We start from the raw sequence: 22,477 nt of genomic DNA, 5'->3' as shown, positions 1-22,477 counted from the left end.
CCCTCTTTCTTTCCCCCCCCCTCCCTTCCCCCCCCCCCCCCCCCCCCCCCCCCCCCCCCCCCCCCCCCCCCCCCCCCCCCCCCCCCCCCCCCCCCCCCCCCCCCCCCCCCCCCGGCACCCCGGGCCCGACACCCGACGCACCCTCGCACCCGCACTCCGCGCACCACCCCACCCAGGGGCCGGTGGTCGACGACCCCTGCCCGAACCACCCGGAGGCACTCGTGACCACCCCCACCGAACCGGCGCCGGCGCCGGGCACCCAGGCCGTGATCGACCGGCTCGGGCTCACCCCGCGTGAACTCCGCTTCCTCCACACCGACGGCGCGTTGTTCGAGCTGGCCTGCCTGATCACCGACACGGCCCGTGAGGTCGACCGCGCCACGGTCGACCTGGCGCGTGACACCCGCGAACTGTCCAACCGTCTCGGCCGGATCGCCGAGCACGACATCGACCACGGGCGCCGGCACGGCGCCGGGATCCTCCAGTTCACCGGGATTTCCCTGGACGTGGCCGCCGGACGACACGACCTGCGGATCGAGTACCTGACCCGCCTGATCGCCGCGTACCAGAGCGCCACGACCGAGCCCTGACCACCCACCCCGGGCTTCGTCACGCCCGGCGACACCCAGGAGGCGTCATGCACGCGACGAAAGTGCTCCGCATCGGCGACCGGGTCCGCGTGAGGTTGCCCTGGTCCGAGGTGTGCGCGCACATGCGGGTCGCCGACCGCTGGATGGACGTCGAGATCCTCGCGGACGGCATGGCCCAACTCCACGGCCCCGACGGCCCGTTCTCCATCCCGATCACCTGGGGCGAGGCCGGCATCCACCGCGACGAGCACAACCGCCCGCACCTGTAGCCGGCCACCCCCGCCGGCCGACCCGGCCCCGGGGCCCGCATCACGTGCCGCCCCGGGCCGGGCCCGCCCCCGCACCGCACCGCACCACACCGCGCATCGCCCGTGTCGCGCCACCCGAGCCGAGGAGGATCCGTGTTCACCCACCCGAACCCGCCGCCCGCACCGCCGCCGGACGCCGAGGACGACTGTGCCCAAGTCACGGTGTTCCCGGCCTGGTTGGCCGGTGACGACACCAACGACGCGGTGTTCAAGGCCGCGCGGGCGGCGGGGTGGCCCACGGCGATCGACGACATGGGCAACGCCCACGCCCGATCCACCACGGGCCGGGTGTATCTGGGGTTCCTCCCCGAGATGTTCGCCGAGCCGCCGCACCCGTTCACCCCGCACGACCTCGACGGCGCGGGCCACGAGATCCAGGTGATCTGGACGATCGACGGCCGCCCGGACGGCGACCTGGCCTGGACGATGGCGTTCAACGATGCCCGCCCGCTGTTGAGCGGCGTGAACGTGCCGCAGGAGATCGTCGCCGCCGCCGTCACCGAACTCGCCGCCCCCGGGCACGGGGAGCCGGACTGGCTCGCCGACCCCGGGGATGCCGACCCCGTGTGGGCCCTCGCCCGCGCGGCCGGCTGGACGATCGACCACCACGACGACGATTCGATCGGCGCCTACGGGCCCGACGGCACCACCTCGCTCAACTACACCCCGGCGCGGGTGACGTTCGGGGACGACTGGGTTGTCCGCCCCGGCGGCGGGTGGTTGTTGCGGGCCGGCCACCGGCCCTACGCGCACCACCTGGCTTTGTGGGAGGGCGTGTTCTCCGCCCGCACGCCCGCCTCGGTGATCGCCGCCGTGATGCGCGCCATGACCGGCCCCGGTCTGCCGCGCCACCCCGAGGACGTGCCCGCCCACGCCCGCCCGTGACCGCGAAGGAGTGACGTCATGACAACCCCCGACACCCCCGGCACCGCCGCCGACCCGGACCCGTTGGCCCTGATCCACCGCGTCCTCGAGGTGACCGTCACGCGTGAGGGGTTCCACCTCCGGATGGAGGCCCTGGTTCTCGGCGACGAGTCGGACTCGCGCGAGAAGGACGTGTTCGTTCTGGTGACCCCGCACGCCCCCACGCCCGCCGGCGCCCTGGAAGTGACGTGGACCGTGCTCACCTTCCGGCCCCTCGGCGCCCCCGGCAAGGGCCTGTGCCACCGCTACGAGGCCCGGTTCGACATCGACGAGCCGCCGCCCGGCGAACTCCTGCGCCAGATCACCACCTGCATGGCCGAGTTCCTCTAGCCACCGCCCGCCCGGGGCGGCCACACATCCGCCCCCGGGACCGCGCACCACCACCGCCACACCACGTCACGTCACGTCACGACCGGAGGTTCCCGATGTCCCGCACCATCCCTCTCGGCACGCGCATGGTCGCCGACGCCCTCTGCGCCACGCCCGACACCCTGCGCGACCCGCGCCGCGCGCACGATGCGATGAGCGGGTTGACCGCGTTGACCGTGGCCGCCGCCGACGACGTCAACGACCGCGAGGCCCTGCGCGAGCAGGCGTTCACCACCGCGATGACCGCTCTGACCACCGCCGCCGCGTTCGACCCGGACCCGTACCGGACGCTGAAGCCGCTCGAGCGGTCGGACCTGATCCCGGCGGTCGCCGACGCCCGCCTGCGCGACGCCGTGACCCACCTCGAACGCCTGCTGGGCATCCACCGCGCCACCCCCGAGGCCCCCGCGCCCACCCCCGGCGCGGACCCCGACCCCGACCTGCTCACCGCGTGGCGCGCCCGCCCCGGCACCCCCCTGGGCACCGCCATGACCCTGGGCCGCCTCGACGCCGACCCCGCCTACCTGGCCGCGATCGACGCGCCCGGGGGCCCCGATCCGATGGCCGGCATGCGACGCCTGATCGGCACGCAGGCCACCGAACTGGACACCCTCGACACCGACCTGCGCCGGCACATGAGGGACAAGGCGTGGGCGTTCTCCGCGCACGCGGACATGAACGGTGTGGTCGGCACCCACCACTTCGTCACCGACATCACCGCCGCCGCCCGACACCTCGACGCCGTGGTGCGGTTCGGCACCCTCCTGCAGGCGTACCGCCGCGCCCGAGCCCACCTCCTCGGCGGCCCCGCCACCTGACCCACCCCGCACCCCCGCACGCGACGCCCCGGGCCGGGGCGACACACACCGCCCCGGCCCACCACCCCGCCACCGCCACACACCACCGGAGGCATCCCGTGAACGCCCGACCCGACCGGCGCACTCCCCGCCCGGCACCGAAACCCGTACCGCGCAGGCCCCGGCTCGCCCCCGCGACCGTGTACCCCGCGGGCACGTGGATGGTCCACGGCGCCCTCGGCGGGGAGTCCACGGACCCCAACCGCACGCTCGTGGACCTCCTGCACGCCTCGCGCGGAAACGGCGCGATCCCCGGTCTGGCCGGACTGATCGTGCACACCGCCGAGTTCCTCGACTTCCTCGACACCCAGCTGCGGTCCGACATCGCATCCGCCGCCGCCCAACTCGCCTCCGCGACGCAAAACCTCGACCGGGGCATTCCCCTGGGCCGGCGCTACGGCGGCGACGTGGCCCTGACCGCCGCCCGCCGCGAGGACACCGCCGGACACCTGTCCCGCCTGTTGACCGTCCACCGGCGCGCCACCGCGCCCGACCCGACCGACCCGGCCGGCTGACCCCACACCCGAGCGCGTGCGCCCGACCCGGACGCACGACCCCACCGAACCGAGAGGACGACCCCTGTGAACGACGACGAACGCGCCTACTTCGAGGACCCGGACAGCCGCATCGCGGTCAGGCCCTACCTGGCGGGCATCGGGGACGGCACCGTCGGCCCGGTCTTCCGCATGCTGGAGGCGGCGGGCTGGACCACGGTCACCGACCCCCGGTGCAACGTCACCTCCACCTCCCCGGACGGCCTGGCCCGGGTGCGGTTCCAGCCCGAGGACCCCGACTACCACTACCGCGACAACCTCTGGCGGATCACCATCGGCGACGGCAGGTTCCCGCCCGTGTGGGAAACCACCTTCGCCGACGACGTGCCCCAGGAACTCGTCGGGGCGTTCTGCCGCGCGATGACCGACCCCGCCGGCCTGGTGCGCCACCCGGAGGAACTGCCCGACCACGCGCACGTGTTCCGCCCCATCCGGCACTGACACCGCCCCGGGTGCACCGCCCCGCCCGGCCCGCGCCGCGCGGCGGGGCGGGGCACCCGGAGCCGGACCCATCGAACGCGCGCCCGCTTTGCCCGACCCGTTCATCCACCCGTGCGCCCGGCCCGGGCGCACGACCCCGCCCCACCGAGAGGACGACCCCGTGAACGACGACGAACGCGCCCACTTCGAGGACCCGGACAGCCGCATCGCGGTGAGTTCCTACCTGGCCGGTATCGGCGACAACACCGTCGGCGCGGTCTTCCGCACGCTGGAGGTGGCGGGCTGGACCATGGTCACCGACTCCTGGTGCAACGTCACCGCGTGGTCCCCGGACGGCCTGGCGAGGGTGCGGTTCCAGCCCGAGGACCCGGACTACCACCACCACGACAACCTGTGGCGGATCACCGTCGGCGACGGCAGGTACCAGCCCACCTGGCACACCACGTTCACCGACGACGTGCCCCATGAACTCGTCGAGGCGTTCTGCCGCGCGATGGCCGACCCCGCCGGCCTGGTCCGCCACCCCGGGGAACTGCCCGACCGCGCCGACCGGGTCCGCCGCACCCGCCCCCGACACCCCGGGGCCCGAATCCAGCGACCGCACCCGCACAGGAAGGGACACGCGCGATGACACCGGAGGCGGAACTCCAGCTCCTGAAGCACCTGTACGACCCGGACGGCGACGTGAGCGTGCCCGCCTACCTGGCGGGCATCGGCCACGGCACGGTCGGGGCGATCTTCGACACGCTCACCGACGCCGGCTGGACCCTGGCCGGGGACGAGGCCTGCAACACCGTCGCGACCTCGCCCGACGAGGGCGCCCTCGTCGCCTGGAGCCCGGAACGCCCCCGCGACGTCGTGCCGATCTGGTGGGTGGGCGTGAAGGCGACACCCGACGACGCCGTGGCCTGGTCGGTCGGGTTCACCGACGTCCCCGAGGAGTTGATCGACGCGTTCTGCGCGGCGCTCGCCGCCCTGCCCGCCCGCGTCCGCGCTCCCGGGAACCCCGGTGACGCGGGGTTGGCGTTCGAGGTGTTGACCGACGCCGGGTGGACCCACACCACCGACGACGGCACGCACACCCTGACCGCGCCCGACGGCCTGGCCACGGTCACCCGCACCACCGACCCCGACCCCGACCCCGACCCCGACCCGGCCCCGGACGCGGCCCCGGACGGGGGAGCGCGGTGGCAGGTCGCGGTCGGCAACGCCGAGTTCACGGGTTCCTGGGAGGTCGAGTTCACCGGGCCCGTCCCGGACGAGCCCATCACCGCGTTCTGCCTCGCCATGACCACCGACATCGTCCGCCACCCCGAGGACCTGCCCGACCACATCCGCCGCCCCACCCCCACCCCCTGACCCACCACCCCACCGCACGGCCGCACTTCGCACCACCGTCGGGCGCCCGCCCCGCCACAGCACCCGGGCGGGCCGCCCGGCCCCGGGCCCGTGACCACGCCGGCCCACACCCACCACACCCCTCTGCGCGTCGGCGATGCCCCCTGCCCGAACCCGCACCGCCCGCCCGCGCGTATCGCCCGCCCGTCGAAGGAGGAACAACCGTGATCGTCCGCACCGCCCACGACGTCCCCGAACTCCAGGCCGAAATGGCCGCGTGGGCCCACGACACCACCCACCACGGCGCCACCGCCTACTTCACCACCTTGTTCACCGCCGCCGGCATCCACCGCCTGCCCACCGGACCCGCGTTCGCCGGACACACCGTGCCCGCCTCCGTCGCCCGCCACCTCGCCGACACCCTCGACCTGGCCGAGGCGTTCTACGTCACCACCGACATGACGGCCCTGGCCCACCACGCCGCCCGCAGCCTGACCGACTACACCTTCACCGTCGAGGACCTGCCCGCCCCCGCCGGCCTCCTCGTCTTCCAGGACCCACCCGACGACAGCGACCGCAACGGCGTCACGCGCCCGGTCCACGCGATCACCTGGGGCCCCCAACGCGGCACCACCGCCGTCGACTACTGGACCCGGCACTACACCGCGATGTACCCGGTCCCCCACACCGACACCCGACCCCGCCCACACACCACCCGCCCTCAACACCGCCTCCACCCCGTCCACACCCCCCACCACCACGACTTCGCCCTTTCCGCCGCACTCCACCCCGGCAGCCTCGTCGACGCCGCCTTCGGCGACCACAACGCCCACACCCTGCGCCTGCTCGCGGCCACCTGGCTCCTGATGGGCCAGAGCATCGCGACCCACACGATGCGCGACATCCCCCGCGCCGCCCGCCGCCGCATCGCCCGCCTCACCCCCCGAACACCCGCCCGCGTACGGGTCATCGAGCTGCGCCACGCCCGCACACCCGGCGACGGCGCCGAGGAGAACACCCCGGGAACCCGCGCCTACCAGCACCGCTGGGTCGTCCGCGGCCACTGGCGCCGCTACCGCGCACCGCGCTTCAGCGACGAGGTCCGCGCCCGACCGATTTGGATCGGCGACCACATCGCCGGCCCACCCACCGCGCCCCTGATCGGCGGCCAACGAGTCCACGTCCTCAAACGCTGACCCCCAACCCCGATCCCCGAACCGTCGAAAAGACCACGAACGGAGAGCACCCCGATGCCCAAGCCGCCCACCCCCACACCACCGACCCCGACCGCGATCGCCAGCTCGAAGCCGGGCACCCGGACCGTGATCGACCGCCTCGGCGTCACCCCGGGCGCCCTGCACGACCGCCACGCCGACAAGTGCGACAGCCTCCACGGCCTGGCCGTGCTCATCGACACCATCGCCACCGACGTCGACCGCGCCACCACCACCCTCGTCCACGACATCCACCGCCTGATCGACACGCTCAACCGCGCGCTGGACGCCGTTCCCCAAGGCCGCCTCCACGAGGCCGGGATCCTCCAGGGCGCCGGCCCCCGACTCGACGCCACCGCCACCCACCACGCCATCGCGGTGCGCGACCTCAACACCCTGGTCGACGCCTACACGTACGCGACGGAACACACCACCACCGCGATCACCGCCGCCGCGCCCGCGAACGCGCCCGCCCGCCCGGCCGGCCCCGCACCGCGCCCGACCCGTCGACGGACGAGCGGGACCGCCGGCGGCCCGTGCCCGTGCGTGTGCAACCACGGCGCATTCTGCGGCGGTTGCGGCCACGCCGGCTGCGGCGGCCGATAGCGCGCACCCCCACCCACTGGCCCCGCCTCGCCGTGCCGCGTCGCGAACACCGCGAGGCGGGGCCGGCCCACCGCCCCACACCACACGAGGGAGAAGACCCCATGGGCATGCAGCCCACGCGTTTCAGCCACAACAGCCCCGGCCTGTACAACCCCGGCGAACTCCGGGGCGAGCCCGCCCACGTCGCGGCCATCGCCCGCGCCCTGTGGGCCGCGCCCGGCGCCGGCAGGTTCCACGTGCCCGTCGCCCCCGCCTTTCGGGGGCAGGCGTCGATGAGCGTGCACCCGGTCGTCGTGTTCTGCGCCGGCCCGATCGTGGGCGTGACCGTGCGCGCCCGCATCGAACTCGACGGTCCCCACCTCGGCGAGCCGATCGCCCACCTGACCCTGCGCGGAAGCGCGATACGCCCCGAGGTCGCCGTCCCCACCATCCGCGCGATCATCGCCGGCGCCCCCGACACCGGGGACACCCCCGGCACCGGGGGCAACGCAACGCCCGCCGCCTGGGACGTCGAAGCGCTCGTTCGGGCGGTCACCGCCAGGCCATCCCGGCCGCAGATCACCGCCGACCCCACAGGCCGAACAGTCTCCGGGCCCGCCGCCTACGCGACCGTCTCGAGCCGCAACATCCACGTCGGCCGGCGCGTGCCGGACAGCCGCGAGGAATCCGCCATCACCCCCATCGGCCCATGGACATACCCCGCCCTGGCGGCGGTCGTCGAGGCGATGGCCCAGCCCGCCCTGGACGAACCGGAGCCGCCCATGCAGGAGGAGTACGCCCCGGTGGTCGACGCCCTCAACGCTGCCGGGCACGTCGCCCGCCTCGCCACCGACGACGCCGGCTACCCGTTCATCCTGCTCGTCCTTCCCGACGGCTCCCGCCTGCACATCGCCGACACCGAGCACGACGACGAACTCCCCGACAGCCTCTGCGACGTCGGGGCCTGGACCGCGATGCACCACCGCTGGGACGACCCGCCCACCGACTACATCCCCGAGGACGTCTTCCGCGTCGAGCGCACCGGGCCCGCCGACGACGCCCACATGGTCCAGGCCGTCACCGCCTGGGTCCGCGCCCTGCGCGAGTACCTCTACCGCCGCCCACCCGTGCGCTGAACACCGACCCCACGGCGGGGCGAAGCCACCATGCCCGCCCCGCCGTTCACCCCCGCACACACACACCAGGAAAGCGCCGATGACCGAGAACCCCACACCCCCAACCCCCATACCGACCCCGACCCCGACCCCGGCAGAGCCCGACGCGCGCCCGGTCGTCACCTCCACCCGGCGCGACCGCGAACGCGTGCACGTCACCTCACCGCACCTGACCGCACCACACCTGCCGTTCACCGTGACCACCACCCGAGCCCCCCACCCGCCCACCCACACGCCCGCCTCCGACCAAGACCCGAAGGCGACGATGCCGCCCCCGGACATCACCTTCGTGCGATTCGCCCGCGACCGCGTCTATGCCCTTGGCTGCCCCGAGCAGACCGCCGTCGGCACGATCGAGTACACCGCGCTCGGCCTGCACCACCACGACCGCGACACGATCGTCCTCGCCGCCCTCGAAGGACGACCGCACGACGTGCACCTCGCCCCACCCAACGACGGCGCCCGGCCCTTCCTCGACCACCTGCGCGCACTCGACACCCGCGAGGCGATCCGCACCGCCGAAGGCAAACGCCCACGCCCACGCCCACGCGTCACCGCCGACGCCCCCACGCGGGTCTTCGACCGCCACGAACACATCCGGACCACCACCCGGAACATCCCCGACGTCCACACCCGCTTCACCGTCGTCGGCCTGCGCCTGCCCGACGACCGCCCGCTCGTCCTGGGCGCCATCGAGGGCGAACCCGTCGACCTCGAACTCAACTGCCTCCCCGACGGCACGGTGCCCTTCGCCGAAGAGATCTGGGCCGTCGACCCCGACCACGCCCTCCGGCGCGCCGCCACCCACCCCCGGCCCGCACCCGAGCCGATCCCGTGGACGGTGTACGGCACCTGCGACGACGACTGCGACATCACCTTCCACGCCGCCGTCCCCGGCGACCGGGCACTGACCGTGCACCACCGCATCGACGGCTTCGGCGAGCACACCTTCGCCCACCAGGACCTCGTCACCGCCACCACGCCGGAACGCGCCGTCCGCATCGCCCTCGACCGCTTCAACGCCGCCAACCGCGACTGAACCCCAGCGACCCGCCGGTGCGGGAGCCCGCCGAGCAGGGCTCCCGCACCCCACCCGAACCACACACGGCGGGGCGAACACACCACGCCCGCTCCGCCGTTCCACCCAACCCCCCATCCCGACCCACACCCGGAGGACGAACCGTGACCGACGAACCCACACCCCGAACCCCCGCCGCCGGCGGCGCCCCCGCCCCGGCCGGCCCGGCCGAGGCCGAGGCCGAGGCGCGCCCGTCCCTGACGTTCATCCGGCGCGAACTCGCCCGCGTCCACGTCACCTCGCCCCTGCTGACGGCCCCGCTGATCCCGTACACCGTGCTCGGCATGCGGCGCGGTGAGGACAGGACGGTCGTCGCCGCCGTCGAGGGCCGCCACCGCGACATCGACATCGTCCTCACCCCCCAGGGCCGAAACACCACCGCGTTCACCGCGAGCGTGTGGAACGTCGACACCCGCGAGGCCATGCGCTTCGTCCGCGACCGACTCGTGGGCATCCGCCCCGACCACGACAGCACACCCCGCGTGGTCGCCGACCACGCGCACGTCCGGACCCTCGCCCACGGCATCGACTACGTCCACGTCCCGTTCACCGTCGTCGGCCTGCGCATGCCCGACGACACCGCACTCGTCCTGGGCACGTTCCCAGGCGAAGCCGCCGACCTCGAACTCGCCCGCCATCCGACGGCACCGTGCCCTACACCGACCGGATATGGGCCCTCGACGCCGACCACGCCCTCAGCCGCGCCGGTATCGCCCCCGGCCGCGCGAAGCCGACCCGGTGGTGGAGCGTCTACGGCACCCACGACGACAGCGCGGTGACCTTCCACGCCGCCATCCCGGGCGAGCCCGACCTCGACGTACACCACCGGATCCCCGGCCCCGCCTTCACCCACTGGGACGTCGTCCGCGCCACCGGCGCCGAACGCGCCGTCCGCATCGCCACCGAACGCTTCCACGCCGACATCCGCGCCTGACCACCACCCGAACGCACACCCCCAAGGAGTACCGATGGCATTCCCGGAACCCACCGACACCACAGGACCCCGAGGTCAGACCGAACCCGCCAACCGCTGGGCCCGCCGCAACTTCGAGGACCTGCCCGAACGCCGCCGAACGGCCGTCACCATTGCCGCCGGCACCCTGTGGCGCGCCAAGACCCACACCCCCGCCAAGGCATGGGACGCGGCCCTCGACCAGGACCGGCGAACCCACCCCACCGTCGCCGACGAGGACACCTTCTCCACCGTGTGCACATCGGTCCTGGGCGGCGAGACCCACACCGCCCACCCCCGCGACCACGACCACCAGGCCGTCCACCCCCTGTGCCGCACGATGGACCGCAACCAGCGGCACACCCACTACCGGATCACCACGGGCGAGATCACCTGCCGCACCCGCCTGGAACAACGTGAACGCCGCGCCGCGGCCCGCGCACGCCGCGACCAGGCCGCCCCCTGCGCCTGCTGCCACGACACCCCGGCCTGAAGCCCCCTGCCCGCCGCGTGCCACGCGGCGGGCAGGGGCCGGCCGAACCCGCCCGAACCCCCAAGGGAGACACACGTGTACACCCCAGATCACCCGGCCCGAGGAAGCGATGAGGACCCCGGTGTGAACGCCGCTCGGGAACTGATCGAATCCGCCGGCGTCGACGAGCGGCACATCCGTCGCGAACACCATCGGGCGAGATTGTCGAGCCTGTGCGACGACATCGTCCGCCGGGGCCGGGAACGGGACTACGACGAGACACGGGCCCAGTTCCCGCACGAGACGATCCACCTGGAGAACAGGCACACGCCCTATGTGCGCGTGCGCGACGCCGGGTGGGAGTTGCGCTATTTCCCGCCCTCCGCCGTCGAAATCCACGAGCGCGGCCTCGGGTACCGTGCCGGTTTCTCGTTCCACGACGACCTCGGCGTGCCCATCGAGGAGTTGGCCTCGATCACCGTGCACGACCTCCGCACGCGCCTCGAACAGTGGATCAAAGCCGGCCGCAGCGAGCAGTTACCCAACCGGCGCCACGATCCCCACGCCGAAGTACTGGACGATCTGCGCGGATCCATGGACGACGGATACGACGACGCGCGCGTGAACACCGTCCTGGGACGCCTCAACACCACCTTCGGGACCCGCCTCGTCTGCCTCTGGGACTACGTGGACCCCTACGGATTCGGCGGCGACTCGAACTTCTACCTGGAAGACGACGACGGCCGACTGCGTGAACTCGTCGGCGAACTATGGGGATGGCTCAACCACCCGGCGACCGACCCCGAGGCACCGCAGGCACCGGGCAGGCCCGCCGACTGGCGCGGAGGCGCCGCCACCGACGTCGGCCCGATCGCGGCGACCGACCACCACCTCAACCGGGCCCGACGCGACCTCCGCCACGCGTAGCCCCGGCACCCCCGACACCCGCACGACGACAAGGAGAATCGGCAATGGACGACGAGTACTACGCCATTTTCACCGTTTTCGACTGCTCCCCGGACAGCGCGGCCGATCTCGGCGACCGCCTGCGCGACGCGGGATTCATGACCGACACCGAGCGCCACCGCACCGACCCCGACGCGGACGAGCCCCGGATCACGCCCGGCCTGGCTCTGACCGCCTACGGCCTCGACACCCACGACGTGCAGACCCTCCTCGACGAACTCACCACGCTGGACCCCGCGCTCGCGTACCGAGCCCGGACCGAGATCGAACGGGGCGAGGCCGGCGACCTGTTCGTCCGCGCCCCCGGACACACCTGGCGAGGCCCCTGCGACCGATCCGGCACCCCCATGATCAACGCCGACACGGCCACGCGGATCGCGACCGAACCCGACCCCGACACCCGCACACGACTGCTCCACGCCGCCACCGGCCACCACGCCCGCACCGCACTCGCAAACCTGGAACACACCCGCGACCTCCTCGCCCTCGCCGCCGACCACGGCATCGGTGAGGGAGACCTCGACGACGCCGTCCACACCGCCTTCGCCGCACAGGCCGCCTCCGTCAACAACGGCGGCATCACCGCCCAACTCGCCCTTCTCACCGAGGGCATCGGTGACCGCGACGCCATCCGGGCCCTCTTGGAGAACCTGCGCCCCTGACCCTGGACCCCAGAGCGCGAAAAGGAACCGGCACCCCGCCCCGGGGGTGGGGTGCCGCCGCGTCAGAGGCCGCCGATCGCGAGCGCGAGGCACGCGCCCGCGATCATGAACGGCCCGAACGGCACCCGCCCTGTGCGCCCGCCCCGACGCACCACGAGCATCACCCCGGCGTACACGCCCGACACCACGAACGCAGCACACGCGCCCACGAGCACACACGACCACCCCGCCCACCCCAACGCCGCGCCGACGACCAGGGCGAGCTTGACGTCGCCCATGCCCATCCCGCCCACCAACGCCGGCACCAGATGGAAAGCCCCCAGCACCAGGCCCGCCGCCACCGCGCGAACCAACGCCCCGGGACGGCCCTGCGCCGCGGCGACGCCCGCCAGGATCACGACCAGGCCGACGCCGGCGACCAGGACGAGCCGATCGGGAAGCCGGTGGACCGCGGCGTCGACCAACGCCAACGCCACGGCGAACGGCACCAACCAGCACCAGGCGATCACCGTCCACGGCGGCGCCGCCCCGGCCACCGCGCCCACGAAACCCAGCCCCGTCGACACCTCCGGCACCCCAGGCGCCGAACCCACCCGCACCCCACACCACCGGCAACGCCCCCGCGCGGACAACGGCCGCACCGTGACCGGGCCTGGCACGGGCACCGCCCCGCCGCAGCCGGGGCAGGCCCGCCGAAGGGGTTCGCCGGCGGGCACCGCGTACCGGAAGACCACCGAGCGCACGAACGAACCCAGACCGGCCCCGGCCGCGAACACCGCCACGAGTATCGCCGTCACCCGCCATTCTCACCACGGGTGTGGGTGGCGATGCGGACCTCGGGCGGCCTCGGGCGGCACGATGCCGAGCAGGGAGAGCTCGGCGGGGTTTGCGAGTTCGGCGGGGTCGATGGTGCTGTCGTGGTCGGCGACGCTCCGCGCCGGGGCCGGTCCGGGTCGGGTCGTCGTGTCCGGTGGGGGCTGGGTGTCACCGATCCCGACGACATGGATGGCCGCGGCGCGCGGATGGTTGGGTGATGGTCCGGCGTGTGGCGAGCGCACCGCGTCGTGCGTTCACGCGTACGCGCAGGGGCCGGCCACCCGCCGCCGGCGCCGCCAGGAAGCCCGCGGTATCGGTGGCGACCGGTCGGAAAGCCGTGGCTTCCCCCGCCCGCTCCGCGGACCCCGCCCCCGCAACCGTTTCCCCGACCATGCCCGGAGTCCCGCCCGTGACCGCATACGAGCCCGGCGACGCCGGAGAAGTCGTCACCCGGGGTGTACACACCCACACCCCGGCGAGGCCGTCGATCGGTCCGCGCCTTCGCTGCCCTGCGCCTCCTCGGACCGACGGTGCAACGTGCCGGTCTCGAGGTTTTGCCCCGGGGGAACCCCTTCCGGCTCACGAGCAGCGAGGGCGCGGTGAAGACCGTCCGGTCGGGCGTCAGGATCCGTTGTAGAGGCGTTCCAGGTCGACGAGTTGGAGGTCGGGGTTGTCGGTGGCGGCGGTGTGCAGGTCGTCGGTGAAGCCGTCGCCGCTGAAGCAGAGCAGGCGGGTGTGGGTGGCGTCGACGCCGTCGCGGGCGGCGAGGAGTTCGCGGATGCGTTCGAGGCGGGCCAGATGGGCTCGGCCCATCCGGGCCTTCCACTTGACCTCTCCGATGGCCAGGAGGGTTTCGTGGCCGTGGTCGTCGCGGCCGAAGACGGCGACGTCGACCTCGAGGCCGTTCTTGGCGGCGGGGTCGGGCACGGTGCCGGTTTGTACACGCACGCGGTGGCCGCCGAGGGTTTCGGGCGAGGCGTACCAGCGGGTCCAGGCGCGGCAGACCTGTTCGAAGTGCGGGCCGACGACCTTGCTGAGGAAGGTTGCCTGGGAGCGGGCCCAGACCTCGCCTGCGTGGCCGGGGCGCTCGAGGTCGCTCCACTCGGGGCGCATGACCGCGTGGTAGAAGGACACGATGGGCTCGGCGATGCGGTAGGCGGAGCGTTTGCCGTGAAAGGCGTCGGGGTCGCGGACGATCATCCCGGTGTCCTCGAGCACGGACAGGGCGTGGCCCAGGTCGGTGGACTTGCGGGCGAGGTAGCTCGCGATTCCGCCTCGCGTGTGGTTGCCGTCGGCGATCGCCGACAGCACACCGTGGTAGAGGGCGGTGTCGCGCAGGTCGGGCTCTTCCGCGAGGAGGAAGCGGGCCTCTCGGAACAGGGGGCGTCCCGGGTTGAGGACGTTGCGTTGGACCCAGGGTCCGAAGTCCTCCAGGTCGGCGGGGGCGTCGCCGAGGGTGAACTCGCGGGCGTAGGCGGGGGTTCCGCCCACGACGGCGTTGACGAGCATGGCCAGCGTGGGGTCCTCGATGTCCCAGAATCGCGCGGCGAGCCGGTAGTCGAGTGTGGGCACCACCAATTCCAGGCTCGCGCGCCCGCGCAACGGGGCGGTCCCGGTGAGCAGGTTGCCCATGAAGGACAGGGCCGAGCCGCACAGCAGCAGTCGGATCGGGGCGCCACCGCGGCGCGCGTTGGGTCCGAGCGCGCGTTGCAGGAGCGAGGGCAGTTCGGGGGAGACCTTCGCGAGGAAGGGAAATTCGTCGATGACAACGGGCATGGGTCCGCCGTCGGGGGCCGGGATGGCCATCAGGGTCTCGACGGCCTCCTCCCAGTGCGCGAACCGGTACGGGACCGGCTGGCCGACGTGGCGCGCGAGGGCGGATCCGAACTGGCGCAGCGATTCGGCCTCGGTGGCCTCGGTGGCAGAGAAATAGAACCCCCCGGTCTCCCGGCACAGCGCGTCCAGGAGGAACGTCTTGCCCTGGCGACGCCGCCCGGAGACCACCCCCAGCGTGGCCTCACGTCCCGGGTAGGCGGCGAAGCGCACGAGTTCGGACCACTCGAAGTCTCGGTCGAACATGTCGGACGGCTTGTGCACGATCCCACCCGGGTGTCGGCAATAATGAACGTGCCTATTATAACCGTGGTTATCATCGCAGGCGGATACGGTTGTCCGCGTCCGCGCCTACGCCGTCCCCGGTGCCGCCTGCTGGGCCACCCACAGCGGCTGCGCCGAGGGCGCCCCCGGCGACCCCCGCGCCGCCCACTGCTGCGCCGCCGTCGTCCGCGTTGTCCGTGGCCGCCCCGGTCCCGCCCTCGGCGATCACCACAGAGGGAGGCCGCACCCACATCGTCCTGACCCGCGCCGACGGCACACCCGCCGGTCACCCCCTCACGAACGCCTCGCGCGTCGACGACGACTATCGCTTCCACGACGCCTTCCACCTGGCCCACGCCGCCGTCCTGGGCTGGTCGCCCGTCACGCGTTTCCTGCTCGGCCGCAAACGCAAGAGTCGGCCCGACACCGACGAAACCGAAGACGGCGGCCGTGCCATCGCCATCGAAGAAGGCATCTCCGCCCTCGTCTTCTCCTACGCCGCGCGCCACCGATACTTCGATGACGTGCACCACATCGACCAGGAACTGCTCACCACGATCAGCCACATGACCGCCCACCTGGAAGTCGGCGTCTGTCGTGCCGCCGACTGGGAACGCGCCATCCTGACCGGATACACCGCCTGGAAGCAGCTTCGCGCCCAAGGCGGGGGCACCGTCGAACTCGACCTCGACCGTCAAAGTGTCACGGTTCTCCCCAACGACACCCCCTGATCCATCCTCGAGATCTGCCCCACGGGTACCCGGGGTAGCGCGGATGACCGCGCCGACTCGAGGCGAACAACCCCGGCGTTCGTTCACCGTGGTTCGGGGCCGGTATTCGACACGCTTGCTAACCCGGGGTCCCGCGCCGAACGTCGACGTGTCGTGGGCGCGTAGGGCCTTTGTCTGGAGGTCGGTTGTGGGTGTGGTGTGTTTGCCGGTGCTGACCGAGGTTGTTGAACGACCCGGGGTGTTCTTCCTCGACGATGCCAACGCCTGGTCCCGGTCACGCTCGATCACCTGCGCCTGTTGTGGGGTGCGCCCACGGCCACCGCGGTCCTGGTCCTGTGCGGTGCCGGATGCGAACGCGTCCCGGTGCCGGCGCCGGCCTCCCGGGTCCTGGCCCGGCACGAGCTCACCCGGCTGGGTTCGGCCCGACTTCCGCGCACCCGCGGCTGTTCCACCACCTGTGGGAAATCGTCGCCACCAAGGACGTGCGGCACGTCGACGACACCGTGGCCAGGGGCGATTTCCGCATCCGGGCCAGGGTCACCTCCCATCTGCGCGTCATCCGCGTCCGCCGGCCGGACGCCGTCGCCGGCCGTGAACTCCTCGGACGGGCCTGCGCGCCCGGGCCCCGTTCCTGACCCGCGGCGACCACGACCACACCCACTCGCTCCGCCGCCTCACCGTGCGTGCCACCGGGCGTGAAGGACGCGGGGGAGGACCTCGGTCGGGTCGCCGATCCGCTTCGGTCGGCGGTCGCGGCCGTGTGAACGTTTGGGCGGCGAGGTCGTCCGGCCGGGGCGGCCCGGGACGCGGGGATGGTGGCGGTACGCGGTCGGCCGGCGCGGGGTTGCATTCGGACGAGGCATGCCGGGTGGTCGGGGGCGGCGAGGACGCGGGGGCGGCCGGCGGCCATGCGCTCGGTCGGCATGACGTCTGTCCGGGGCGACAGGTCCCACGCTCCTTCGGTCCGTACGTCGGGGGGACCTCGGCGGTGGGGTCACGCGTTCGTCGCGTTCGTGGGGGTGGAACACGCGAGGACTGTCGTGCGGGTCGTGTCGGCGTCGAAGGATCGTGGTTCGGACGCGGATCACGTTGTGCTTCGCCGGACGGCGTGGGGAACACCCGGCGCGGGATCGCACCGCAACGCCGCACACGGCGTCGGGTGCCTGATGCGACCCGGTCCGCAACGGCTGGTTCGGCCGGGCCGGGGTCAGGCGTACAACTCGTCGAGGCCGATCAGGCGGACGTCGTCACGGGCGTCGGCTTCGTGGCGGAGGTGGTCGGTGAAGCCTGTGGCGCTGAAGCACGCGAGGACGCATCCGGCGGTTTCCAGTCCGCGGCCGGCGAGGACGTCGCGGGCACGGGTGAGGCGTGCGAGGTGGGGCAGCCCGATCGTGGTTCCCCATTTGACTTCGCCGAGCAGCGCGATCCTGGACGGGTGGGCGCCGGTGCCGGCCTCGACGACTGCCGCGTCGATCTCGACGGAGGTGCGGGAGGAGGGGTCGGTGACCACTCCGGCGCCGACGTGCCCCAGGGGCGCGCCGGCGAGGTCGGCGCCGGGACCGAGGAGGTGATCGCGGCACAGGGCCTCGAAGTGGGGGCCGGCCACTTGGGCCGCGAAGCGTTCTCGGGAAGCGGCCCAGACCCGATCGGCCTGGCCGAGTTCCAGGCGCCCCCAGGCGGGGCGCATGATCGCCTCGTAGAAGGTGATGAGGGGTTCGACGATGCGGTACCTGGACTTGCCCTGCCGGAAGACGTCCATGTCACGGGTGAGGAGGTGGGCGTCCTCGAGCACGTTGAGCGGGTGGGAGATGTCCACCGCCTTGCGCCCGATGAACCCGGCGATCCCGCCGCGGGTGTGATTGCCCTCCGCGACCGCGGCCAGGACGGAGTGGTAGAGCGAGGTGTCGCGGATGTCGGTCTCCTCGGCCAGCAGATACCGCGCTTCCCGAAACAACGGGCTGAGCGGGGACATCACCGCACGGCACACCCAGTCGTCGAAGTCCGCCGGCGTGCCGGGGACATCGTCGGCGAGGAACTGCCGCCGGTACGCCGGCGTTCCGCCCAGGACCGCCCCCAGCCTCACCGCCAGTTCCGGCTGGTCGGCGACTTCCCAGAACGCGGCGGCGGCACGGTAGTCGAACGGCCGCACCACCAGCTCCAGTTGCGCCCGCCCGCGCAGAGGCGCCGAACCCGCCAGCAGACCGCCCATCACCGACATCGCCGACCCGCACAACAGCAGCCGCATCCGGCTGGGCCGGGTCTGGAACCGGTCGATCTCGCGCTGCAGCAGCGACGGCAGCTCCGGCGCCACCTTCGCCAGGTACGGAAATTCGTCGAGAACGATCACCTGCGAACCCTCTCCCCGGGCCGGATCGGCAAGACCGAACAGGAAGGTGACCGCGTCGTCCCACGTGGCGAAGGAGAACGGCGCCGGCGCCCCGGTGTGCTCGGCGAGCGCGGCGCCGAACTGCCGCAGGGACTCACCCGCCGTCGCCGTCGTCGCGCCGAAGTAGAACCCACCGCACTGCTCCGTCAACGCCCGAAGCAGATACGTCTTCCCCATCCGCCGACGCCCGCTGACCACCCCCAACAACGCATGAGGCGAAGCTCGGGTCGCGAACGACACCAGCGCCCGCCATTCCATCGCGCGATCGAACACGTGCTCCGGCTTCTGCATGCTTCTCCTTAGGACCACACTTCTAAGGAGTGTACTCCTTGCAATGACGCGATGCCGGGGCCGCAGGTCGATGTGGGTAGTGCTGTGGGCCGGGGTGTCATGTCCGCAGTCGAGACCGAGACGAAAGAAGAGAGGCCCGGGCCCCACCGGCCGTGCCGCACGCACGCCCGCTCCCACCGCGCCGCGTACCGAACCACCCGTACCGGCATCCCGGTACGCCGCGCCGTACACAGGCGACACCCGAACGCCACCGGCCCCACCACGGCACCGCCCACCCGCCACATCCCCCGGGGTATCCCCGCCGTGCCCCACCCGGCGACCTCGTCCTCCTCCCGGCCCCAGGACGACAACGCCCGCGCGAGCACCTCCTCCTCGGCCCCGCACAGCCGCGCCAATGTCCGCCGCCCCGCCGCGTCGAGGATTACCTCCGCGTCCGCCCGTCGCGCCCCGCTCCCGTGCCGGGGGCGGTGGTTGACCCATCGCCAACGACCCGCCAGGGCGTTGGCGCCGGCCCGTAGAACCCGGCGACCCGACCCACGAACGACCACGTCGTCTCACCCCTCAACGGGGCAACCCTAAACACCCCCACCGGTACCAAGCCCCCACCTCACTGTGAACCTCACACCCCACCGCACACGAAGCCCCCGGACCGACACGGCCTCACCGGCGCATACCGAGCTGCCGTCGGCAGCGGTTTCCGCTCGCCCGACAGCGAACCACGCCGGGTGCGTCGGTCGTCGATCGTTCGGCCCGGCCGTTCGACAACCCGGTCCGCATCCCGACCACGACGGCGCCGGCCGCGTCGAGCGCCGGGCCCGATTCCTCGGGACTATCAAGGACTCGGTGTACACCCTGAGCAAAGGGAGTATCCGATGATCGATGTGGCGATTACGACGACCGGGTCGAGTGCGGTGGAGGGCGTTTTGGGAACGTCCGCGCCGGCTACCGGGCAGGGCGTGGACACTACGTTGACGGCGGCCCCGTGGCCGAACTCGCGGAGAAGGCGGCCGAGCAGGCCAGGGCCGGCGGGGTGCGTCTGCTCGGTGAGGGCGGCCTGTTGCAGGCACTCGCGAAGCACCTGATGGAGGACGCACTCGACGCCGAGATGGACGAGCATCTCCGTGTCGAGCAGGCCCGGACCGGTGCGGCGAGCGCACGCCGCGGCGGGAACGCCCGCAACGGCACCCGTCGCAAGACGGTGAACACCGAGGTCGGACCGGTCACCCTGGACATCCCGCGGGATCGGGCGGGGACGTTCCGCCCGGGCCTGGTCCCGGTCCACTCCCGCCGCACCGGCGCGTTGGACGAGATGGTGATCTCGTTGACGGCGAAGGGCCTGACCGGCGGGGAGATCGTCGCGCACCTGGCCGAGGTCTACGACATCACCACCTCGAAGGAGACCGTCTCCACCATCACCGACCAGGTGTTGGGCGGGATGAACGAGTGGCGCACCCGCCCGCTCGACCCGGTCTACCCGGTGGTCTTCGTGGACGCGATCCACGTGAGGATCCGCGACGGCCAGGTCGCCAACCGCCCCGTCTACGTGGCGCTGGGCGTCACCGTCGACGGCTACCGCGACATCCTCGGACTGTGGATCGGCGACGGCGGCGAGGGCGCCAAGTACTGGGGCCAGGTCCTGGGCGAACTCAAGAACCGGGGCGTCAAGGACTGCTGTGTCCTGGTCTGCGACGGGCTGAACGGCCTGCCCGACGCCGTCGCGTCGGTCTGGCCCGCCACCGTGGTCCAGACCTGCATCGTCCACCTCCTGCGGAACTCGTTCCGCTACGCGTCGAGGAAGGACTGGTCCGCGATCTCGCGAGACCTCAAGCCCGTCTACACGGCGGCGACCGAGGGCGCGGCGCACGAACGTCTCGCCGAGTTCGCCGCGACGTGGGAGGCCTCGTATCCGGCGATCGTGCGGTTGTGGGAACGCAGTTGGGCCGAGATGGTGCCCTTCCTCGCGTTCGACCGCGAGATCCGCACCATCATCTGCACCACCAACGCGATCGAGTCGATCAACGCCCGCTACCGCCGCGCGGCCAACGCCTCCGGGCACTTCCCCAACGAACAGGCCGCCCTCAAACGCCTCTACCTCGCCACCCTCGCCCTCGACCCCACCGGCAAGGGACGCGTGCGCTGGTCCAACAAGTGGAAGGCCGCGCTGAACGCCTTCGACCTCGCCTTCGACGGCCGCGTCACCGCCGGACGCACCTGAGCCGAACCGGCGACGACCGAACGAACGAAACCGAGTCGAAACCCAGACTCACTCAAACGAGACCCCGTACACCTAAATCCTGATACTCCCGATTCCTCCGGCACGAGCCCGGGACGCCGCCCGTGTCGTTCGCGGTCCTCGTTGCGCAGCCGTCCGGCCCCTGTCGACCCGGCCCCGACGGTGTCGTCCGCTGCGCCGTGTGTGGTCGCGGTGGCAGGCCATGTCGTCCTGGTCTCTGCCGGTTCGGGTCGTGTGGTGGTGTGGTGGTTTGTTGTCTGGTTTCTGCGGTGGGGTTTCCGTGTGGTTTTCCTTACGACATGCGGTGGGAGGGTGTGGGTTCGTCGGCGTCGCGGCGTGCCGTCCTGCGGCGTTGTTCGGGCTCGGTCGCGGGCCGTGGCGGAATCGGAGCGTGAGGGCCGCAGGGGGCGTCGGGCGGCTTCCTGTCGGGCCGTCCTGGTGGTCCGAGGCGGGGCTCGCGACACGGTGGAGGGCCTGTTCGCTGCGCCTGGAGGTCGGTGCCGGTTCTGTTTGGGGGAGTGGGGCCGTAGGGGCTGTGGAGTTGCGGTTGGGTGTCGTGGTGGCCGTGTGAGGATGTCGTGGGTCGGTATTGACGGGTGTGCCTGGTCGCGGCCGTGCAGGGCGCCGTTCGTGTCGTTTGGACGGTTTCCGGTGTCGTGGAGACGACGTCCTGCAGGGCAGCGTCCCGCAACCTCCCATGCGTGCCCGGGAGTTGGCCGTCCCCGGTCCGTCGTGTGGGTTGGGGCGCTGTGCCCAGTGGAGGTGGTTGCTCTGCGGTGTCCCGATTCCTGCCCGGATTTTCCTTACAACTTTCGGGCTTTTCGATCGGGGCCGCCGGGGGTTGTCGTGCCGTTGCAGGGCCTTCGTGGCGGAGATCGGGCATCGAGGGCCGGAGGGGCCGTCCAGGGGGCTTGTCGGGGGTTCCCGGTGGTTTCCAGGGCGGGCTCTGATGGCCGTGGAGGGCCGGTGCGATGTATCCGAGGAGTGGGTGCCGGCTCGGCCCGGCGGGCGCGATGGTGGGGCCGCGGAGCGGACCGTCCGATGTCCCGGTGGGGCCCGTGGATTTCGCCGGATCGTACCCGGGTCATGTTTTGATGCATTGTCTTGTCCGTAGTGTGGTGCCCACCCATATTGGAAGTGGCCGGCCGGTGGTGAAGTCGCCTGCTTCCAATGATGGGCGGCGATGACGGTTCCAAGTCCCGAGGTGTTGTGAGGCATTGGTTCACTCCAGGGTCGGCGTCCGGCCCACGGGCCCCCCGAGTGAATACAGTCCCGGATGCGAACCCCCTTTTCTGCCAGTGCAGTTCGTGAGCAATGCGATCGGGAGTCGAACATGCCAGGCTCGGCGACCAATCGCGTAGCGATTGGGTGTTGGGTGGGGGGGGGGGGGGCGCCCCCCCCCCCCACCACCCCCCAACCGCCCGGAAAAGCAAAAACC

General features: G+C 72.5%; 23 protein-coding genes. 20 read left to right on the top strand and 3 right to left on the bottom strand.

Going from position 1 to position 22,477, the window contains the following annotated elements:
- The first annotated feature begins 221 nt into the window (after positions 1-221).
- The 18 genes from ACZ4FV_RS47560 (at position 222) to ACZ4FV_RS47475 (ending at position 12,485) form a co-directional block, all read left to right on the top strand.
- Entirely contained in the window at positions 222-590 is a 369-nt protein-coding gene (locus tag ACZ4FV_RS47560; RefSeq protein WP_465327356.1) for a hypothetical protein, read from the top strand.
- A gap of 47 nt (positions 591-637) precedes the next feature.
- Entirely contained in the window at positions 638-859 is a 222-nt protein-coding gene (locus ACZ4FV_RS47555; protein ID WP_465327354.1) for a hypothetical protein, read from the top strand.
- 132 nt (positions 860-991) lie between these two features.
- On the top strand, positions 992-1,783 hold the full coding sequence (locus ACZ4FV_RS47550) for a hypothetical protein (protein WP_465327352.1): 792 nt from the start codon (positions 992-994) through the stop codon (positions 1,781-1,783).
- An 18-nt stretch (positions 1,784-1,801) separates the two neighbouring features.
- Entirely contained in the window at positions 1,802-2,152 is a 351-nt protein-coding gene (locus ACZ4FV_RS47545) for a hypothetical protein (protein WP_465327350.1), read from the top strand.
- A gap of 95 nt (positions 2,153-2,247) precedes the next feature.
- A complete protein-coding gene (locus ACZ4FV_RS47540) occupies positions 2,248-3,009 on the top strand; it encodes a hypothetical protein (RefSeq protein WP_465327347.1) in 762 nt (253 codons plus the stop codon).
- A gap of 98 nt (positions 3,010-3,107) precedes the next feature.
- The gene (locus ACZ4FV_RS47535) at positions 3,108-3,563 is read left to right on the top strand and encodes a hypothetical protein (RefSeq protein ID WP_465327344.1); all 456 of its coding nucleotides are present in this window, start codon (positions 3,108-3,110) and stop codon (positions 3,561-3,563) included.
- A 66-nt stretch (positions 3,564-3,629) separates the two neighbouring features.
- Positions 3,630-4,043 carry an SPDY domain-containing protein gene (locus tag ACZ4FV_RS47530; RefSeq protein ID WP_465327342.1) on the top strand — a complete coding sequence of 138 codons (414 nt, stop codon included), beginning with the start codon at positions 3,630-3,632 and terminating at the stop codon, positions 4,041-4,043.
- A 160-nt stretch (positions 4,044-4,203) separates the two neighbouring features.
- Positions 4,204-4,674: an SPDY domain-containing protein gene (locus ACZ4FV_RS47525; RefSeq protein ID WP_465327340.1), complete on the top strand. Its 471-nt coding sequence runs from the start codon at positions 4,204-4,206 to the stop codon at positions 4,672-4,674.
- Complete coding sequence (locus tag ACZ4FV_RS47520) at positions 4,671-5,402, top strand: DUF317 domain-containing protein (RefSeq protein WP_465327339.1); 732 nt, start codon at positions 4,671-4,673, stop codon at positions 5,400-5,402. Before ACZ4FV_RS47525 ends, ACZ4FV_RS47520 begins: the two co-directional genes overlap by 4 nt.
- 203 nt (positions 5,403-5,605) lie before the next feature.
- Positions 5,606-6,577 carry a hypothetical protein gene (locus tag ACZ4FV_RS47515; RefSeq protein WP_465327337.1) on the top strand — a complete coding sequence of 324 codons (972 nt, stop codon included), beginning with the start codon at positions 5,606-5,608 and terminating at the stop codon, positions 6,575-6,577.
- Positions 6,578-6,631: 54 nt separating this feature from the next.
- Positions 6,632-7,201 carry a hypothetical protein gene (locus tag ACZ4FV_RS47510; RefSeq protein ID WP_465327335.1) on the top strand — a complete coding sequence of 190 codons (570 nt, stop codon included), beginning with the start codon at positions 6,632-6,634 and terminating at the stop codon, positions 7,199-7,201.
- Between the two features lie 101 nt (positions 7,202-7,302).
- On the top strand, positions 7,303-8,316 hold the full coding sequence (locus ACZ4FV_RS47505) for a hypothetical protein (RefSeq protein ID WP_465327333.1): 1,014 nt from the start codon (positions 7,303-7,305) through the stop codon (positions 8,314-8,316).
- Between the two features lie 79 nt (positions 8,317-8,395).
- A complete protein-coding gene (locus ACZ4FV_RS47500) occupies positions 8,396-9,394 on the top strand; it encodes a hypothetical protein (protein WP_465327331.1) in 999 nt (332 codons plus the stop codon).
- Positions 9,395-9,537: 143 nt separating this feature from the next.
- Positions 9,538-10,212: a hypothetical protein gene (locus ACZ4FV_RS47495; RefSeq protein WP_465327327.1), complete on the top strand. Its 675-nt coding sequence runs from the start codon at positions 9,538-9,540 to the stop codon at positions 10,210-10,212.
- On the top strand, positions 10,209-10,367 hold the full coding sequence (locus ACZ4FV_RS47490) for a hypothetical protein (RefSeq protein WP_465327324.1): 159 nt from the start codon (positions 10,209-10,211) through the stop codon (positions 10,365-10,367). The genes ACZ4FV_RS47495 and ACZ4FV_RS47490 overlap by 4 nt, the downstream gene beginning before the upstream one ends.
- A gap of 34 nt (positions 10,368-10,401) precedes the next feature.
- Positions 10,402-10,878: a hypothetical protein gene (locus tag ACZ4FV_RS47485; RefSeq protein ID WP_465327322.1), complete on the top strand. Its 477-nt coding sequence runs from the start codon at positions 10,402-10,404 to the stop codon at positions 10,876-10,878.
- 123 nt (positions 10,879-11,001) lie between these two features.
- Complete coding sequence (locus ACZ4FV_RS47480) at positions 11,002-11,784, top strand: hypothetical protein (RefSeq protein WP_465327320.1); 783 nt, start codon at positions 11,002-11,004, stop codon at positions 11,782-11,784.
- Between the two features lie 44 nt (positions 11,785-11,828).
- Positions 11,829-12,485 (top strand): hypothetical protein, encoded by a 657-nt coding sequence (locus tag ACZ4FV_RS47475; RefSeq protein WP_465327318.1) that lies wholly within the window; start codon positions 11,829-11,831, stop codon positions 12,483-12,485.
- A gap of 62 nt (positions 12,486-12,547) precedes the next feature.
- On the opposite strand, the gene ACZ4FV_RS47470 is transcribed toward ACZ4FV_RS47475, so the two are convergent.
- Positions 12,548-13,282 carry a prepilin peptidase gene (locus ACZ4FV_RS47470; protein ID WP_465327315.1) on the bottom strand — a complete coding sequence of 245 codons (735 nt, stop codon included), beginning with the start codon at positions 13,280-13,282 and terminating at the stop codon, positions 12,548-12,550.
- 640 nt (positions 13,283-13,922) lie between these two features.
- Entirely contained in the window at positions 13,923-15,398 is a 1,476-nt protein-coding gene (locus ACZ4FV_RS47465) for an AAA family ATPase (protein ID WP_465327313.1), read from the bottom strand.
- Between the two features lie 197 nt (positions 15,399-15,595).
- Between ACZ4FV_RS47465 and ACZ4FV_RS47460 the strand changes: the two genes are divergently transcribed.
- Complete coding sequence (locus ACZ4FV_RS47460) at positions 15,596-16,129, top strand: hypothetical protein (protein ID WP_465327359.1); 534 nt, start codon at positions 15,596-15,598, stop codon at positions 16,127-16,129.
- Between the two features lie 1,207 nt (positions 16,130-17,336).
- Here ACZ4FV_RS47460 and ACZ4FV_RS47455 read toward each other — a convergent pair.
- On the bottom strand, positions 17,337-18,806 hold the full coding sequence (locus tag ACZ4FV_RS47455) for an AAA family ATPase (RefSeq protein ID WP_395874343.1): 1,470 nt from the start codon (positions 18,804-18,806) through the stop codon (positions 17,337-17,339).
- Positions 18,807-19,788: 982 nt separating this feature from the next.
- Here ACZ4FV_RS47455 and ACZ4FV_RS47450 point away from each other — a divergent pair.
- Complete coding sequence (locus ACZ4FV_RS47450) at positions 19,789-21,021, top strand: IS256 family transposase (RefSeq protein ID WP_465327309.1); 1,233 nt, start codon at positions 19,789-19,791, stop codon at positions 21,019-21,021.
- Positions 21,022-22,477 lie beyond the last annotated feature (1,456 nt).

The organism is Embleya sp. NPDC025285, assembly GCF_055558835.1.
Note: the sequence above shows the minus strand (reverse complement) of the source record. Positions and strands in the feature narration are given on the sequence as shown.